At 63.2% G+C, this 15,750-nt stretch carries 13 protein-coding genes and 1 pseudogene; 5 read left to right on the plus strand and 9 right to left on the minus strand.

What is annotated here, in order from left to right; translation table 11 throughout:
* Positions 1-150: 150 nt before the first annotated feature.
* Both NKH35_RS02115 and NKH35_RS02120 read left to right on the plus strand, forming a co-directional pair.
* On the plus strand, positions 151-1,476 hold the full coding sequence (locus tag NKH35_RS02115) for an ActS/PrrB/RegB family redox-sensitive histidine kinase (protein WP_023692667.1): 1,326 nt from the start codon (positions 151-153) through the stop codon (positions 1,474-1,476).
* An 86-nt stretch (positions 1,477-1,562) separates the two neighbouring features.
* On the plus strand, positions 1,563-2,126 hold the full coding sequence (locus NKH35_RS02120; protein WP_023672848.1) for an ActR/PrrA/RegA family redox response regulator transcription factor: 564 nt from the start codon (positions 1,563-1,565) through the stop codon (positions 2,124-2,126).
* Positions 2,127-2,360: 234 nt separating this feature from the next.
* Here NKH35_RS02120 and NKH35_RS02125 read toward each other — a convergent pair.
* Positions 2,361-3,503: pseudogene (locus NKH35_RS02125) on the minus strand (integrase core domain-containing protein); the annotation flags it as partial.
* Positions 3,504-3,791: 288 nt separating this feature from the next.
* On the opposite strand from NKH35_RS02125, the gene nhaA reads away from it, so the two are divergent.
* Complete coding sequence (nhaA, locus tag NKH35_RS02130; RefSeq protein WP_352913248.1) at positions 3,792-4,976, plus strand: Na+/H+ antiporter NhaA; 1,185 nt, start codon at positions 3,792-3,794, stop codon at positions 4,974-4,976.
* Positions 4,977-5,029: 53 nt separating this feature from the next.
* Here nhaA and NKH35_RS02135 read toward each other — a convergent pair whose 3' ends face one another.
* The gene (locus NKH35_RS02135; RefSeq protein WP_023713558.1) at positions 5,030-5,530 is read right to left on the minus strand and encodes an MmcB family DNA repair protein; all 501 of its coding nucleotides are present in this window, start codon (positions 5,528-5,530) and stop codon (positions 5,030-5,032) included.
* A gap of 59 nt (positions 5,531-5,589) precedes the next feature.
* Here NKH35_RS02135 and NKH35_RS02140 point away from each other — a divergent pair, with 59 nt between their 5' ends.
* Positions 5,590-5,937 carry a hypothetical protein gene (locus NKH35_RS02140; RefSeq protein ID WP_023823810.1) on the plus strand — a complete coding sequence of 116 codons (348 nt, stop codon included), beginning with the start codon at positions 5,590-5,592 and terminating at the stop codon, positions 5,935-5,937.
* Between the two features lie 259 nt (positions 5,938-6,196).
* Here NKH35_RS02140 and cueR read toward each other — a convergent pair whose 3' ends face one another.
* A complete protein-coding gene (gene cueR / locus NKH35_RS02145; RefSeq protein WP_023823809.1) occupies positions 6,197-6,616 on the minus strand; it encodes a Cu(I)-responsive transcriptional regulator in 420 nt (139 codons plus the stop codon).
* Between the two features lie 238 nt (positions 6,617-6,854).
* On the opposite strand from cueR, the gene NKH35_RS02150 reads away from it, so the two are divergent.
* On the plus strand, positions 6,855-7,472 hold the full coding sequence (locus NKH35_RS02150) for a L,D-transpeptidase (protein WP_023692663.1): 618 nt from the start codon (positions 6,855-6,857) through the stop codon (positions 7,470-7,472).
* A 182-nt stretch (positions 7,473-7,654) separates the two neighbouring features.
* Here the strand turns inward: NKH35_RS02150 and NKH35_RS02155 are convergent, their stop codons facing one another.
* The 6 genes from NKH35_RS02155 to NKH35_RS02180 form a co-directional block, all read right to left on the minus strand.
* Positions 7,655-8,224: a NifU family protein gene (locus NKH35_RS02155; RefSeq protein ID WP_023685140.1), complete on the minus strand. Its 570-nt coding sequence runs from the start codon at positions 8,222-8,224 to the stop codon at positions 7,655-7,657.
* A 201-nt stretch (positions 8,225-8,425) separates the two neighbouring features.
* On the minus strand, positions 8,426-8,917 hold the full coding sequence (locus tag NKH35_RS02160; RefSeq protein ID WP_023672856.1) for a universal stress protein: 492 nt from the start codon (positions 8,915-8,917) through the stop codon (positions 8,426-8,428).
* Positions 8,918-9,017: 100 nt separating this feature from the next.
* Positions 9,018-10,085 carry a tryptophan--tRNA ligase gene (gene trpS / locus NKH35_RS02165; protein WP_023732517.1) on the minus strand — a complete coding sequence of 356 codons (1,068 nt, stop codon included), beginning with the start codon at positions 10,083-10,085 and terminating at the stop codon, positions 9,018-9,020.
* Positions 10,086-10,257: 172 nt separating this feature from the next.
* Positions 10,258-11,865, minus strand: a complete 1,608-nt coding sequence (gene murJ / locus NKH35_RS02170; protein ID WP_023732516.1) for a murein biosynthesis integral membrane protein MurJ — start codon at positions 11,863-11,865, stop codon at positions 10,258-10,260.
* Positions 11,866-11,923: 58 nt separating this feature from the next.
* Complete coding sequence (locus NKH35_RS02175; RefSeq protein WP_023732515.1) at positions 11,924-14,719, minus strand: [protein-PII] uridylyltransferase; 2,796 nt, start codon at positions 14,717-14,719, stop codon at positions 11,924-11,926.
* Positions 14,720-14,752: 33 nt separating this feature from the next.
* Positions 14,753-15,595 carry a glycosyltransferase family 25 protein gene (locus NKH35_RS02180; RefSeq protein WP_023690024.1) on the minus strand — a complete coding sequence of 281 codons (843 nt, stop codon included), beginning with the start codon at positions 15,593-15,595 and terminating at the stop codon, positions 14,753-14,755.
* Positions 15,596-15,750: the final 155 nt, after the last annotated feature.

Consider the following 15,750-nt stretch of genomic DNA (forward strand, 5'->3'; position numbering starts at 1 on the left):
CACGGGCGTAGCAAGGAGCGAAGCGACGCGGCGCAGACCATAGGATGACGAAAGCGCGAGTCTTAGCCCATCCCATCAACGGTCCGCATCTATGAAACCCCTGCTGCAGCGCTACTAGCGCTCGTCCTTTCCCGGCTATAATCCTTGGCCATGATCAACATCGTGCACGCGCCAGACTTCCAGCAAAGCCAGCGGCTGCGCCTCAACACGCTGATCCGGCTGCGCTGGCTGGCCATCGTGGGCCAGAGCCTGGCGGTGCTGGTCGTCGCCTATGGGCTCAAATTCCCGCTGCCGGTCAGCCTCTGCTTCGCGCTGGTCGCCTGCTCGGCCTGGCTTAACCTGGTGCTGACCTTCCGCTATCCGGCAGCGCACCGGCTGACCCCGTTCTCAGCCTTTTTCATCCTGACCTTCGACAGCCTGCAGCTTGCCGGCCTGCTCTTTTTGACTGGCGGCCTCACCAACCCGTTCTCGGTGCTGATGACCGTGCCCGTCGTCATCTCGGCGGCGTCGCTGCCGCTGCGGCTGACTGCGGTGCTCGGCGCGCTGGTCATGGCGGCGGCCACGTTGCTGGTCTTCTTCCACCAGCCGCTGCCATGGTATGAGGGCGCGCCGCTGCCCATGCCATTCATCTATGTCGCCGGCATATGGATGGCGGTGTTTTCCTCGATCGCCTTCACCGCCATCTATGCCTTCCGCGTCGCCGAGGAAGCCCGCCTGCTCGCCAATGCGCTTGCCGCCACCGAACTGGTGTTGCAGCGCGAGCAGCATCTGTCGGCTCTGGATGGGCTTGCCGCCGCCGCCGCGCACGAACTCGGCACGCCGCTCGCCACCATCGCCCTTGTCTCCAAGGAGATGGAAAAGGCACTTGGCGACGACCCAAAATACGGTGAGGACGTCAAACTTCTGCGGTCGCAGAGCGAGCGCTGCCGCGAGATCCTGAAGCGGCTGACCAGCCTGTCCTCCGAGGGCGAGGCGCATCTGTCGCGTCTGCCGCTGACCTCGCTGGTCGAGGAGGTGACCGCGCCGCACCGCGATTTCGGCATCTCGATCAAGCTTCGGCCGGGCGAGCGCGTCGGCCCCGAACCGGTGGGACGGCGCAACCCCGGCGTCATCTACGGCCTCGGCAATCTGGTCGAGAACGCCGTCGACTTCGCCCGCAACAGTGTGACGGTGCGATGGAGCTGGGACGAACTCGACGTCACCTTCTCGATCATCGATGACGGGCCGGGCTTTCCCCCCGAAATCATCGATCGCATCGGCGAGCCCTATATGTCGACACGCCAGGGCAACGAGGCTGGCGGTGGCCTGGGTCTCGGGCTGTTCATCGCCAAGACCTTGCTCGAACGCTCCGGCGCCACGCTCGATTTCCGCAATTCGAGCGGACTGGGCGAAGGCGCGATCGTGCAGATATCGTGGCCGCGCACGGTCTTCCTCAACCCGGAATCGGTGGGGATCTCGATGTTCGACACCGCGTAAAAGCCTTGGCGGAGGCGGCAAAATTGGACAATGGCGTTCAGGAACTATATCTGCGTAAAATTAAGGCAGCAGGATTTTTTGAGATAATGACTGGCGAAGAAGCAATTGGCGCAATGGTCGAAGGCGAGGACACCTCGCTGCTCATCGTCGACGACGACAAGCCGTTCCTGACGCGGCTGGCCCGCGCCATGGAAACCAGGGGTTTCGTGGTCGAGACGGCCGAGAGCGTCGAGGAGGCAGTGGCCAAGGCGCGCGCCCACCCGCCGGCCTATGCGGTGGTCGACATGCGGCTTGGCGACGGCAACGGCCTCGACGTCGTCGCCGCCATCCGCGAGAAGCGCGACGATGCCCGCACCGTCATCCTCACCGGCTACGGCAACATCGCCACCGCGGTGACCGCGGTGAAGCTCGGCGCCATCGACTATCTGTCGAAGCCGGCTGACGCCGACGACGTGTTTGCAGCGCTCACCCGCACCGCCGGCGAACGCGCCGCACCGCCGGAAAACCCGATGTCGGCCGACCGCGTGCGCTGGGAACACATCCAGCGCGTCTACGAAATGTGCGACCGCAACGTGTCGGAAACCGCGCGCCGGCTCAACATGCATCGCCGCACGCTGCAGCGGATACTCGCCAAGCGCGCACCACGCTGAGGTTCACGCGCCGGTGGCGCCGGCCGCCAATTGCCGAACCTCAGCGCTGCCCCTCACCTGCCTGTCCGGCATCCTCTGCCCGTATAGAGACGGGGGAGAGGGGCGCTCTCATCGCCGGTTTCGCCAATCGCCGGCGTTGCAGGAGACGACGGCGAGGCTGAAGCTGCTGTCCAGTCGATAGATGGGTAACACTTTGAACCGGATACATAGGTGACACTTCTCTCCCCCTATGCGGCGGACAAGCTTCATGCGGCGTGTGTCGATGATGCCGAGCGGGTGGGCATGGAATGAGAGTGTCCATTGTCCGTCTTCGGTCTCCAACGCAGCGACCGGTTCGCCCGCCAGCGCTTGCGAGACATATATGAAGCCGCCATTCCATCGGATCTCGCCATTGTGGCGCACGCGGCGGACCGAGGCCTCGGCCGGATAGATGGGCTCGGGTAGTGTCCTGGGCATGCCGCGCTGTGAGGACCGGTAGTGCTGGGCGGGCGTATCCATGCCCAGCGCCTCATGGGGACGTTCCTCATTGTAGCTGTGGCGGAAGGTCTCGAAGGCCTGGCCCTGTGCCGTTCGGTCGGCTTCCGGTGCCTCGGCCATCGGCAGCATGGTCAGGTGAAAGCGCTCGTGACGTCCGTTCTGCTGTGGCCTGCCGGGTGCGATCCGCTCCAAGGTGATGCCAAGCTTGATGAAGCGCACGACAAGCGGCGTCAGTCCGGTGACGCCGGCCGATGCGAAGGGTGGGCCATTGTCGCTTCTGAACCGATCTGGCAGGCCATGCTCTTCAAACAGCCGTTCGAACACCGGCCAGGCTTCGCTATCGGCCGTCGACCCCGTCGCTTCGAGCGCCAGAAGATAGCGGCTCGACGCATCCATCACCGTCAAGGGTTCGCAACGCCAGCCGTCGCGGGTCCGGAACCAGCCCTTGTGATCGCCAGTCCACACCGCGTTCGGTTCTTGCGGCTGTGGCCAGGGTCCATTGCCGCAGGCCCGCAGGCGGGGTCGCTTGCGGGCGCGGACAAGCCCATGCCGCGCAAGGATCGCGCCGACCGTCGAGGCTGAAGGCCACATGAACTCGGGAGCCGTGCGCCTGAGCCGTGCCACGATCTTCTTTGGACCCCAGAGCGGATGCAGCTCCTTGGCCGCCACAATCCGCTCAACTAGGTCCTGAGCTGTCGCCCGGCCTTGATTGAGCGGTGCTCGCGGCAGGTCGTGCAAACCTTCCGGGCCGAACTCCCGATAACGTCCGAGCCATTTGTAGCCGTTCTTGCGTGAGATCCCGTAGGCCGCACAAAGCGCAACCATCGTCTCATCCCCAGCAAGACACTCCACAACAAACCGTAGCCGCTCGTCCATGATGCCAGTCTCTCGCCAAACCATCGCCGGTCCTCCCGGCGAAGGAGAAAACTGTCACCCATGCTATCGGTCCATTCTGTTACCTATCTATCCGGTTCGGACACTGCCTCTTTCTCCCCGTCGCTATGTGGGGAGTTGAGGAATGGTCCGCGAAGCGGACGAAAAGCCAACTGCTTGGCTTTTCGAATGACGAACGTCCGGCAGGACAATGAGGGGCGGCGCCAACGCTGGAAACAGTTGCGCTTGCCGTGCCATCGACCTTTGCCCATCATCGGCAATAACGCCGCCGGAAAACCCGGCAACGGAGCACAGATGCGCGACAAGCAGCCGAAATCCATCCTTCGCGAATTCCTCGACGGCGAGGCGGCGGGCGGCATCATCCTGATGGTTGCGGCAGCCCTTGCGCTGATCGTCGCCAATTCACCATTGGCCGAAACCTATTTCGCCGCTCTCCACGCCTATCTCGGCCCGCTCAGCGTGTCGCACTGGATCAATGATGGGCTGATGGCGGTGTTCTTCCTGCTGGTCGGCCTCGAGATCAAGCGCGAGATGCTCGACGGTCAGCTCTCGACCTGGCCGCGCCGCGTGCTGCCGGGCGTCGCCGCCGCCGGCGGCATGCTGGTTCCCGCGCTGGTCTATGTCGCCATCAACCGCAACAACGCCGCCGCGCTCTCCGGCTGGGCGATCCCGACCGCCACCGATATCGCCTTTGCGCTCGGCGTACTGTCGCTGCTCGGCAACCGCGTGCCAGCGTCGCTCAAGATATTTCTCACCGCGCTCGCCATCATCGACGATCTCGGCGCCGTCATCATCATCGCCATCTTCTACACAAGCGGCCTGTCGCTGGCCTATCTCGGTGCGGCCTTCGCCGTCATCGCGGTGCTCATCATGCTCAACCGCATGCGGGTGACGAGGCTGACGCCCTACCTAGTGCTCGGCGCCGTGCTGTGGGTGCTGGTTCTGAAATCGGGCGTGCATGCCACGCTGGCCGGCGTCGCGCTGGCGCTCACCATTCCGCTGAAAATCTCTGCCGGCAGCAGCCACGATCTCGACCATTCGCCGTTGCACCGGCTCGAACACGGCCTGCACAAGATCGTGCCCTTCTTCGTCATCCCGATTTTCGGCTTTGCCAATGCCGGCGTGTCGCTGGCCGGCCTCAGCGCCTCTGCCCTGGTCGAGCCGCTGACGCTCGGCGTCGCCGCAGGCCTGGTGCTGGGCAAGCTGGTCGGCGTCTTCGGCTCGTCGGCGCTTGCCATCCGTCTCGGCTTCGCCGACCTTCCGGTCAACGCCGGCTGGCTGCACATGATCGGCATTTCGCTGCTCTGCGGCATCGGCTTCACCATGAGCCTGTTCATTGGCCTGCTCGCCTTCGCCGGCGACGTGGCGCTGCAGGATGCCGTCAAGGTCGGCATCCTGGCGGGGTCGTTCATTGCGGCGTTGCTGGGTGCCGCCGTGCTCCTGATGGCGCCGGCGGTGGAGGGGGAAGAGGTGGAGTAGGTGTTCTTGGGCTCCTCGCCCCCGCAAAGCGGGGCGAGGAACTTGAGCTTCGTCTACTCGCTCTCTCCCGCCAGCGCCGGCACCGCCACACCCGCCAGCTCCGCCGCCAGCAGCCGCGCCGCACCCGCCCGTGCAATGCGCAGCATCAGCGCCTTGCGCGTTGCTGCGGCCATGCGGTGCTCGGGCGCCTCGCGCAAAATCTCGGCGCCGTAGCCGTCGGACAGGATGAAGCCGCATTCCTCCGGAAAAATATCCGAGGGCACGCCGGGATGCGTGGCGAAGAAGAAGCGGTCGGAGTGCAACCGGTAATCAGGCCATTTGCGGTCGACGCGAAAATCCTCGATCGAGGATTTGATCTCGATGATCCAGATGTCGCCCTGCCTGGTCAGCGCCACAAGGTCGGCGCGCCGCCCGGTGGCCAGCGACAGTTCGGGCAGCACATGCATGCCCATTTGCATCAACAGCCTCTGCACGCCACGCCGCACCAGCATGGCGCGTTCCGACTGGCGGCCATCGATCAGCGGATTGAGGGGAATCGGTGAAATGATCGGCATGGCAGCCACCATGCCAGATTTTGTTCACGGTTTGAACCCTGTGTGACCATGGCGATCGTATGGTTGACAAACCCATAGGCGAATTTTCTCTCGCAATGATAAGAAGCACGGTCCTTGGCACGAGGGGAGACACCATGGGGTTTTTGGGATTCATCAACCGGCTTTTCCCCGCGACCGAAGAGTTGCGCCGGTACTCAGCGATCGCGGGTCCCTATTCATTCATGTTTCTGGTGAAGCGCATCCCAGCCGAAAACCGGAAATTCGCACGCTTCCGCCTCAGCCATATGGGAGCGGTCCAGGATAGTTGCACATTCAGCGTCGAGGAGTTCGGTTCCCTCGTTGATGCCGTCCTGAAGACAAAGGCAGAGCTAGATGACCCACTGCTCACGAGCGCTACCCAGCCGTAGGGGAATGGCGGCGATTATACGGTTTACAGAACTGAGGCTACGACTTGATCCGAGCGCCTTCCGCGATCGCACCATATCTGTATCGGCGCGGTCTGGTATTGCTCCGGAACGCCCCTGCGTCCGCCGATCAACTTCCGTTCTTAGCTATAAGGCGGCCGGACTAAAGTCTTGCGCCGTGAACGCAAAGGTCTGATGTAACCGCTTTGGTTCCGTTCTTGTCCCTTGGACGTTCCCGTATTTTAGTCAGTCGAGATACTACCTATATGGCCGAAGCCGGCCTGTTCTCGAGCAGCGCAGCCCCCGCAATATCATCCAAAATCGGGCAGTCCGGCCGGTCGTCGCCATGGCAGGCCTGGATCAGCGTCTGCAAGGTCGTGCGCATCGACTGCAGCTCGCGCACCTTTTCCTCGATGGCGCTGACATGGGCGGCGGCGATCTCGCGCACATCGTGGCTGGCGCGGCTGCGATCCCGGTAGAGCGCCATCAGCTGGCGGCAATCTTCGATTGAAAAGCCGAGGTTGCGGGCGCGGCGCAGGAAGGCCAGCCGATGGATGTCGTCGCTGGAATAATTGCGATAGCCATTGCCGGCGCGCGCCGGCGCGATCAGGCCGATCTCTTCATAGTAGCGGATGGTCTTGGCCGGCAGGCCGGACCGCGCCGCGGCATCGCCTACATTCATTGTGATTCCTCGATGTGGTTCCCTGATTCTAGGCTATCCGACAGGGCCGCCCATTGTTTTTCCTTCACAATCCCGTGAGTCCTGTTGCCGAAATGCCATAGTTGATGGCTTACCGGCACGTAAGCTCCTGCATATAGGCATCGCGCGCTTGGCAAGCAAAGCAAATGCCAGCATGAATGATTTCAGGAAAAGCGGCCGTAACGTGTCGCGACATCTTGGCGGGGCATCGGACCATTTCATGCGCATGAAGTCATTTGCAATCGTCGCCGCACTTGCGTTGTCGGCCGCGATCTCGGGTTGCAGCACGATCGGCTCGCAGCTGTTCACCAACAACTACGGTTCGGTGAACGATGCAGGCTACCAACTGCCGCGCATCCCGATCGAGAGGGTGCCGCTGAAGTACCACCGGCAAGAGGTGAACTACGACACCTCGGAAAAGCCGGGCACCATCGTCGTCGATACCCAGAACAAGTTTCTCTACTTCGTCGAAGGCGACGGCCGGGCGATCCGCTACGGGATCGGCGTCGGCCGCGAAGGCTTTGAATGGCACGGCACCGCCCATATCGCGCTGAAGCGCGAATGGCCGACCTGGACGCCGCCGCGGCAGATGATCCAGCGCCAGCCGGAGCTAGCCAAGTTCGCGAGCGGCATGGAGCCGGGCTTGAAGAACCCGCTCGGCGCGCGCGCCATGTATCTGTTCAACAAGGGCGGCGACATGGGCTACCGCCTGCACGGCAGTCCGGAATGGAATTCGATCGGCAAGGCGATGTCGTCAGGCTGCATCCGGCTGATGAACCAGGACATCATCGACCTCTACGACCGCACGTCGGTCGGCGCCAAGGTCATCGTGATGTAGGACCTTGATCCGGAACCGAGGTCCACGAAAGCGAAAAGTGGAACCGGTTTTCGGGAAGATCATGGTCAAGATAGGCGTTACCCTTCGTACGCGGACCGTCTAGGCAACAACGGACGTCCAAAACAGAAAACCGGGCAATCTGGCCCGGTTTTTTGTTGCTCGCTCGAATGCGTGAAGGGGTCTTAGGAGACCTGCTCGACCTGCTGTACTTCCGGCACGAAGTGGCGGAGCAGGTTCTGGATGCCGTGCTTCAGCGTCGCCGTCGAGGACGGGCAGCCGGCGCAGGCGCCCTTCATGTGCAGGAACACGGTGCCGTTCTCGAAGCCGCGGAAGGTGATGTCGCCGCCATCTTGGGCAACCGCCGGGCGCACCCTGGTGTCGAGCAGTTCCTTGATGGTGATGACCAGTTGCTCATCGGCCTTGTCGTAGAATTCGCCGGTCTGGCTGGTCTCGGCGGCGGGGCCGGCGTTGACCATCACGGGCGCGCCCGACATGAAATGCTCCATGATGGCGCCGAGGATGGCCGGCTTCAGGTGCTGCCAGTCCGGGCCGTCCTTGGTCACGGTGATGAAGTCATAGCCGAAGAAGACGCCGGTCACGCCGGGGATCTCGAACAGGCGGCCGGCCAGCGGCGAGGCGCTGGCTGCACTGTCGGCGTCGCGGAAATCGGCGGTGCCTTCGACAAGCACTTCCTTGCCGGGCAGGAACTTCAGCGTTGCCGGGTTCGGCGTCGATTCGGTCTGGATGAACATGGCCGTCTCCGTGCCCCAGTCGGGCAGCTAGTTTGGAATAGTTCTAAATAGGCTCAATCGGCTGTACATTCAAGCGAAACGCATCGCTCAAAATGGCTGGCTGGCGGAATGTTTTTGCTGGCTGGGAAGGAATCCCGCGCGGGCTATAAATCCAGGATCGTGATGTTATCCGAACCGCTTCACGCTTTCCCGCATCACTCTCTACGCGAGGCTGTCAATCTCCTCGTCGGAAAGGTTCTGCGGCACCACTGTGACGGGAATAGGGAAGGCGGCGCCCTTGCCGGCAACAGCCCCGACCAGCGGCCCGGGTCCTTCCTTGCCGGCACCTGCCGCCAGCACCAGGATGGCGATGTCCTGGTCTTCCTCGATCAGCTTGTGGATCTCTTCGGTCGGCTTGCCTTCGCGCACCACCATCTCGGGCTCGATGCCGAGCTTCTGGCGCACCTTGTTGGCGTAGCCGTCGAGTGCCGCGCGCGCCGTGGCGTTGGCTTCCTCGCGCATGATCTTCTCGACGCCCAGCCAGTGCTGAAAGTCGTCCGGTGTGATGATGTAGAGCAGCACCAGCGTGCCGCTGGTGCTCTGCGCCCGCTTGGAGGCGTAGGCGACGGCGCGCTCGCACTCGGGCGTGTCGTCGATGATCGTCAGGAATTTCCTGCGATGGCCGGCTTCGCGACTGAGGCGTTTGGAGACCATGTCTATCTACTCGATGTTTCGGCCGCAATCTGCCACCGCGACAGACCGGCGGCAAGCCGCCGGCCTTGGGCCAGAATGGTGCGGTGCACTGACGGTAGGATCAGCCCTGCAACAGGCCGATAATCTCGCGTACCGTCTTCATGGTGGTCTCAGCCAGCGCGCCGGCGCGTTCGCCGCCGTCTCTCAGCACCGCGTCGACATAGGCGCGGTCGCCCTTGATACGGCGCATCTCGCCGGCGATCGGCGCCAGTTTTTCCACGGCAAGGTCGGCGAGCGCCGGCTTGAACACGGAAAACTGCTGACCGCCGAATTCCTTCAGCACGTCCGCCTTCGACATCTCGGCCAGCCCTGCATAGATGCCGACCAGGTTTTCCGCTTCCGGGCGGCTTTCCAGGCCGTCGACTTCGCTTGGCAACGCTTCCGGGTCGGTCTTGGCCTTGCGGATCTTCTTCGAGATGGTGTCGGCATCGTCGGTCAAATTGATGCGGGACAGATCCGACGGGTCCGACTTCGACATCTTCTTGGAGCCGTCGCGCAGGCTCATGATGCGCGCCGCCGGCCCGCCGATCACCGGTTCGGTGATCGGGAAGAACCCGTTTACCGTCTCTTCGCCAACCTGCATCTCGACGCCGGCGCCAAGACTGGCGATGCGGCTCGAAAAGTCATTGTTGAACTTTTGCGCGATGTCGCGGGTCAGCTCCAGATGTTGCTTTTGATCCTCGCCCACCGGCACATGGGTGGCGCGGTAGAGCAGGATGTCGGCCGCCATCAGTGAGGGATAGGCTAGCAGGCCCAGCGAGGCATTTTCGCGGTCCTTGCCGGCCTTGTCCTTGAACTGCGTCATCTTGTTCATCCAGCCGATGCGCGCCACGCAGTTGAAGATCCAGGCAAGCTCGGCATGCTGCATCACCCGCGACTGGTTGAAGACGATGTGCTTCTTCGGGTCGATGCCGGAGGCAAGGAAGGCGGCGGTGATCGAGCGGGTCTGGTCGGCGAGGTCGTCATGGACGAGTTGTGCCGTCAGCGAATGCAGGTCGACGACGCAATAGATGCAGTCGGACGTTTCCTGCAGGGCGACGAATTTCTTGATGGCGCCGAGATAGTTGCCGAGATGCAGATTGCCGGTCGGCTGTACCCCGGAAAAGACGAGCTGTTTGAAGGCGGTCATGGGTTCCTCATGGCTTGTGGAGGGCCGTATAAGCGTGATTCCGAAAAGTTGCAGACTTTTCGGAGCCAATCACGCGGCTGGAAACCACGCGCGGCGAAAGTCTTGCGACGGCGCGCTTATGGACGAAGGGGCGGAGAGGATCAAGGCCGGTGTTGCTGTTAGCTCGCCCGGACTATTCGTCCAGATCGGCGTTTGGCGCTGGCGCCGCTGCCTTGCTCGAGCCGCGTTTCACATTGCGCCGGATCATTCCGAAATCGGCGCCGCCGGTGGCGAAAGCCGTGACGAAGTAGAGCAGCGCCCCGCCGGCCACCAATGAGAGAAGCGTCACGGCCTTGATCACCAGTGGCGAGCCGGGGCCGAGCCTGACGGCCAGCCAATGCTCGGCGAAATAGAGTGCTGTCGCCATCACCGCCGCCGACAGCACAAGACGCGGAATGCGCTTCAACAGCGGCACGTCGCGGCCCCAATGGCCACGTCGGATCAGCACCGCAAGCAGCATCACCGCGTTGACCCAGCCGGCAACGGCCGAGGCCACCGCAATGCCGGGCGCGCCCATTTTCGGGAACAGCGTTAGCGCGGTGATCACGTTCACGCCGACCGAGATGGCGGCGAACATCATCGGCGTGCGCGTGTCCTCGCGGGCGAAATAGCCGGGGGTGAAGGCCTTGATCAGCACGAAGGCCGGCAGGCCGAGGCCAAAGATCGCCAGGATCGCCGCCACCGTCGGCGTCGAGCCGGTGGCGGCGAAGGCGCCGCGCTCATAAACCAGCCGCACGATCGGCTCCGCCATGACCCACAGTGCCGCCGCCGCCGGTAAGGTCATGAACAGGGTGAACTCGACCGAGCGGTTCTGCAGATTGGCCGCCTCGACCAGATTGCCCGATTTCAGCGCCCGCGACAGCTCCGGCAGCAGCACGATGGCGACGGCAACGCCGACGACGCCGAGCGGCAGTTGGTAGATGCGGTCGGCATAGGCAAGCGAGGACACGGCGCTGTCCTGCGCCGACGCGATCGCCGTGCCGATCAGCTGGTTGATCTGGGTGATGCCGCCGGTGATCGCCGCCGGCAGCGCAAGGATCAGCAGGCGCTTGACGTTGGGCGTCATCTTCGGCCGGCGAAAACCGATCGCGATGCCGGCATTGCGCACAGCCACCCAGACAATGGCGAGCTGTACCAGCCCCGCCGCCAGCACGCCCCAGGACAGGCTGAAACCAACCTCACGGGCATCCATGCCGTGGTACCAGGCGTAGCCGAGCACGCTAATCAGGATGATGTTGAGGAATGCGGGGGCCACGGCAGCCGCGAAATAGCGACGCAGCGAATTCAGCATGCCGGCCATCATGGCTGCGAGCGACATGCAGATGAGATACGGGAACATGATCGTCGCCAGCAGGACGGTCGTCTCGAATTTGCCCGGCGTGTCGGCAAAGCCCGGCGCCACGAGATAGCGCACGATCAGCGGCATCGCCAATTCCATGACGATGGTCAGCGCCAGAAGTGCGGTGAACAGGACGCCGAACACTTCCTCCGAAAAGCGCTTGGCGCCGTCGGTGCCGTGAGTCTCGATCTCCTTGGCAAACAGCGGCACGAAAGCGGCGTTGAAGGCGCCTTCGGCAAACAGCCGGCGAAACGTGTTGGGAAACTGAAAGGCGGCGTTGAAGGCGTCCGCCACCGGCCCGGTGCCGAGTGCGGCCGCCATCAGCATTTCGCGGCCAAAGCCAAGGGCGCGGCTCATCAGCGTGCCGGACGCAACCGTGGCGAATTTCTTGACGAGGCTCATGCGCGGGGAGATTGCCTGGATGATTGGGACAAAGGGGGTGATTGGGACAAAGTGATGGTCACTCGGCCGCCGCCTTGGCCTTGCCGCCGCGCTCTGGGACAACGCCTTCAAGCGCCGCGATCAGCCTGGCGTGGATGGTGGCGGTGCGTGCCGGGTTGTCGATCTTCTGCCCCGTAAGGTCGGTGACATAGAAAGTGTCGATCACCTTCTCGCCGAAGGTGGTGATGTGAGCCGAGGCGATGTCGAGCGAGAGATCGGACAACGCACTGGTGATTTCCGACAACAGCCCGGGCCGGTCCAGTCCCTCGACCTCGATCACCGAAAACCGGTTCGACAGCGTGTTGCGGATTTCGGCGCGCGGCGGAATCTTGAACACCTTGGCGCCGCGCCGCGGCCGGGTTCGCTTCTCGATCATCTCCGGCAACCAGCTCTTGCCCGACAGCACGTCCTCGATCAGCCGGCCGACGCGCTCGGCGCGACGGCGCTCATCCTCGTCGCGGTCGAATTCCCGTGAGATCAGGATGATGTCCAGCGCGCGGCCGTCGGACGTGGTGAATATCTGCGCGTCGACGATGTTGCCGCCGGCGCCGGCACAGGCGCCGGCAATAACCGAAAGCAGGCGCGGATGATCCTGCGCCAGCACGGTGATCTCGGTCACCGCCTCGAATTGGTGCGTCCTGACCACGGTGGCGAGCTTCTTGCCTGCCGCGTCGGCTTCGCGGATGAATTCGGCATGACGCAGCTGATCGGGGAGGTCGACCGTCAGCAGATAGTTCTCGTAATGCAGGCCGACATAGCGCTTGCGGGCCTTGTCCGGCCAATCGGCTAGCGCCTCGGCTAGCCGCTCGCGCGCCGCCGCCGTCCGCTTGGCGCGCGACACTTCCGAGAAGCCGCCGGTCAAAAGCAGTTCGGTCTCGTAGTAGAGCGTGCGCAGGAGCTGGCCCTTCCAGCCGTTCCACACGCCCGGCCCGACACCCCTGATGTCGCAGACGGTCAGGATCAACAGCATTTTCAGCCGCTCGACCGATTGCACGATCGAGGCGAAATCCTCGATCGTCTTGCGGTCGTTGAGGTCGCGCGTCTGCGCCGTCATCGACATCACGAGATGGTTCTCGACCAGCCAGGCGACTGTCTCGGTGTCGGCCGCCGACAGCCCCATATGCGGGCAGATGCGGCGCGCGATCCGGGCGCCGGCCTCTGAGTGATCCTCCGGCCGGCCCTTGGCGATGTCGTGCAGCAGCACCGCGACATAGAGCGCCTCGCGGCTCTTCTCTAGCCCCGGCATCAGCGTGTGCGAGAGCGGATGCACCTTTTCGCCGTCGCCGCGCTCGATCTCGGCCAAGACGCCGATGCAGCGGATCAGGTGCTCGTCCACCGTATAGTGGTGGTACATCGAGAACTGCATCATGGCGACTATTCTGCCGAAATCGGGGATCAGCCTGCCGAGCAGGCCGGCCTCGTTCATGCGCCGCAAATTAAGCTCGGCATTGCGGTCCGAGGTCAGGATGTCGAGGAACAGCCGGTTGGCCTCCTCGTCGCGCCGCAGCGACTTGTTGACCAGACCGAGCGAGCGGGTGAGCAGCTTCAGCGCATCGGGATGGAACTCCAGCCCGTGCTTGTCGGCGAACCAGAACAGCCTGAGCAGATTGACCGGGTCGCGCTCGAACACGCTGTCGTCGGCGACGTTGATGCGGTGATTGTCGACAATGAAGTCCGACGTGCCTGCCAGCTTGCGCTTGCGGCGCTGGAAGGTGAGGAAGATGCGGTTGAAGCCGGGCACATGCTTGGCCTGCTCTTCCTCGAGCGCGGCGCAGAAGATGCGGGTGAGGTCGCCGACATCCTTGGCGACGAGGAAGTAATGCTTCATGAAGCGCTCGACCGCCGACAGACCGGGATGGGTGGTGTAGCCGAGACGTTCGGCAATCTCGCGCTGGATGTCGAAATGCAGCCGTTCCTCGGCCTTGCCGGTGAGGAAATGCATGTGGCAGCGCACCGCCCAGAGGAAATCCTCGGCCTTGAGGAATTCCCGGTATTCGGCCTCGGTGAACACAGCCTTGTCGACCAATTCCTCGCCGGTGCGCACGCGATAAAAATACTTGGCGATCCAGAACAGCGTCTGCAAATCGCGCAGGCCGCCCTTGCCGTCCTTGACGTTGGGCTCGACCAGATAGCGGCTTTCGCCGGCCTTGGCATGGCGATCGTCGCGTTCGGCGAGCTTGGCCTGCACATATTCCGGTCCGGTGGTGCGCACCACTTCATGGTCGAAGCGGGTGAGCAATTCGTCGAAGAGCTTCTGTTCGCCCCACAGGAACCGCGCTTCCAGGATCGTGGTGCGGATGGTGATATCGCTGCGCGACAGCCTGAGACACTCGTCGATGTTGCGGGTGGCGTGGCCAACCTTCAACCCGAGGTCCCACAGCATATAGAGCATATATTCGACGATCTGTTCGCCCCACGGCGTCTGCTTGTAGGGCAGCAGGAACAACAGGTCGATGTCGGAGCCCGGCGCCAGCGTGCCGCGGCCATAGCCGCCGACGGCAACGACCGCCATGCGCTCTGCGGTCGAGGGGCTTTTCACCCGGTAGACGTGGGTCGCGGCGAACTCGTAGAGGGCGCGGATGATCTCGTCCATCAGATGCGACAGCCGGGCGGCGCAGGCCGTGCCGCTGCCATCGTCCATCAGCATGCGCTCGGCAACCTTGCGGCCCTCGGTCAGCCGATCCTTCAGCAGCCGGAGCGCACCGACGCGCGCGCCGGGCTCGATGCCGCTGGCCGCCGAGATCAGCGCCGTCATGTCGCGGCGCAAAGCCTCGCTGTCGATCAGCGCGTCGAGCTTGAGGGAGATTTTTGCCATGGATTGCCGGTGGGCCTCGCCTTTGCGCGGCGTCTATAGCGCGTTTTCACGGCGCTGTGTATGGGGCGGACGGACGCGTCGGCCGCGATACCAGAAAGGGATGATCATCTCGCGCCGGAGCCGGAAGAGATCGGCGATCTGCCGCGTCAACCGCCTGGTCTCGATCCTTACCTTGGCGGTGATTGGCCTGGGGCGCCGTTTACCTATCCCGCTTGCCACCCATTCCTCTGTTCGCTCCTGCTTGAGCAGGCTTGGCAATCTCACCGGACTGTCGCCGAGGAATTGTGCCTGCAGGCACAATGCTGGGACGAGTTGGTAAATGACCTTGTCGGACGAGGTAGCAAAACGCGGATTGAAGATGAGGTGATCGACGGGAATGCTGATCTCATTCGTTGCCGCAAGAAGGTCCCGCGCGGCCTGTCTGGACAGGATGTATCCCGCCGTACCGATATGGAGCCCGTGCAGTCTGCTCGCAGAAAAACCGTGGCCGCAGGCAACTTGCTTGCGTGAAATTACGGTCCGGTTGAAGAACGTTTCCAACTTGACGATGTCCGCATCGGCGGGAATCCAGCCCGCATCGGCAAGCAAAGCGCCGGCTTTGTCCGGGAAAACGACATCGTCCTCGAAAATCGCCGCGTAAGCATCCTCACCTGCAGCGATCGTCGACCAACACTGTTGGTGGCTGAGCAGGCAGGCAATCTCGGCGTCGGCCAGGCGCAAATGCTTCTTGCCCTGCGGCATTTCGGCCAGATCCGGCCGATCTCGCGCATCGATGGCGGCGACCCGCTCGAAGGCGATGCCGATGCGGGCGAACTCCGCCGTTACATGGGCGAGGCGATCGCGGGACCGATCGAGATTGATAATCAGGCATTTCATTTGGGTGGGATCGATGCAGTGGGACGCGCGTCCATAGCATGGGAACGAAGTTGCGTAAGCGATTTTCCCTCGATGTGCGCGATGACGGCCACGATCGAAAAGTGGAAATCGCCCCTTGACCTTCCAGTTACTGGAAGCACTACCTCCTCACCCAG

This window comes from Mesorhizobium sp. M1143, from assembly GCF_040318435.1.
Taxonomy (GTDB): domain Bacteria; phylum Pseudomonadota; class Alphaproteobacteria; order Rhizobiales; family Rhizobiaceae; genus Mesorhizobium.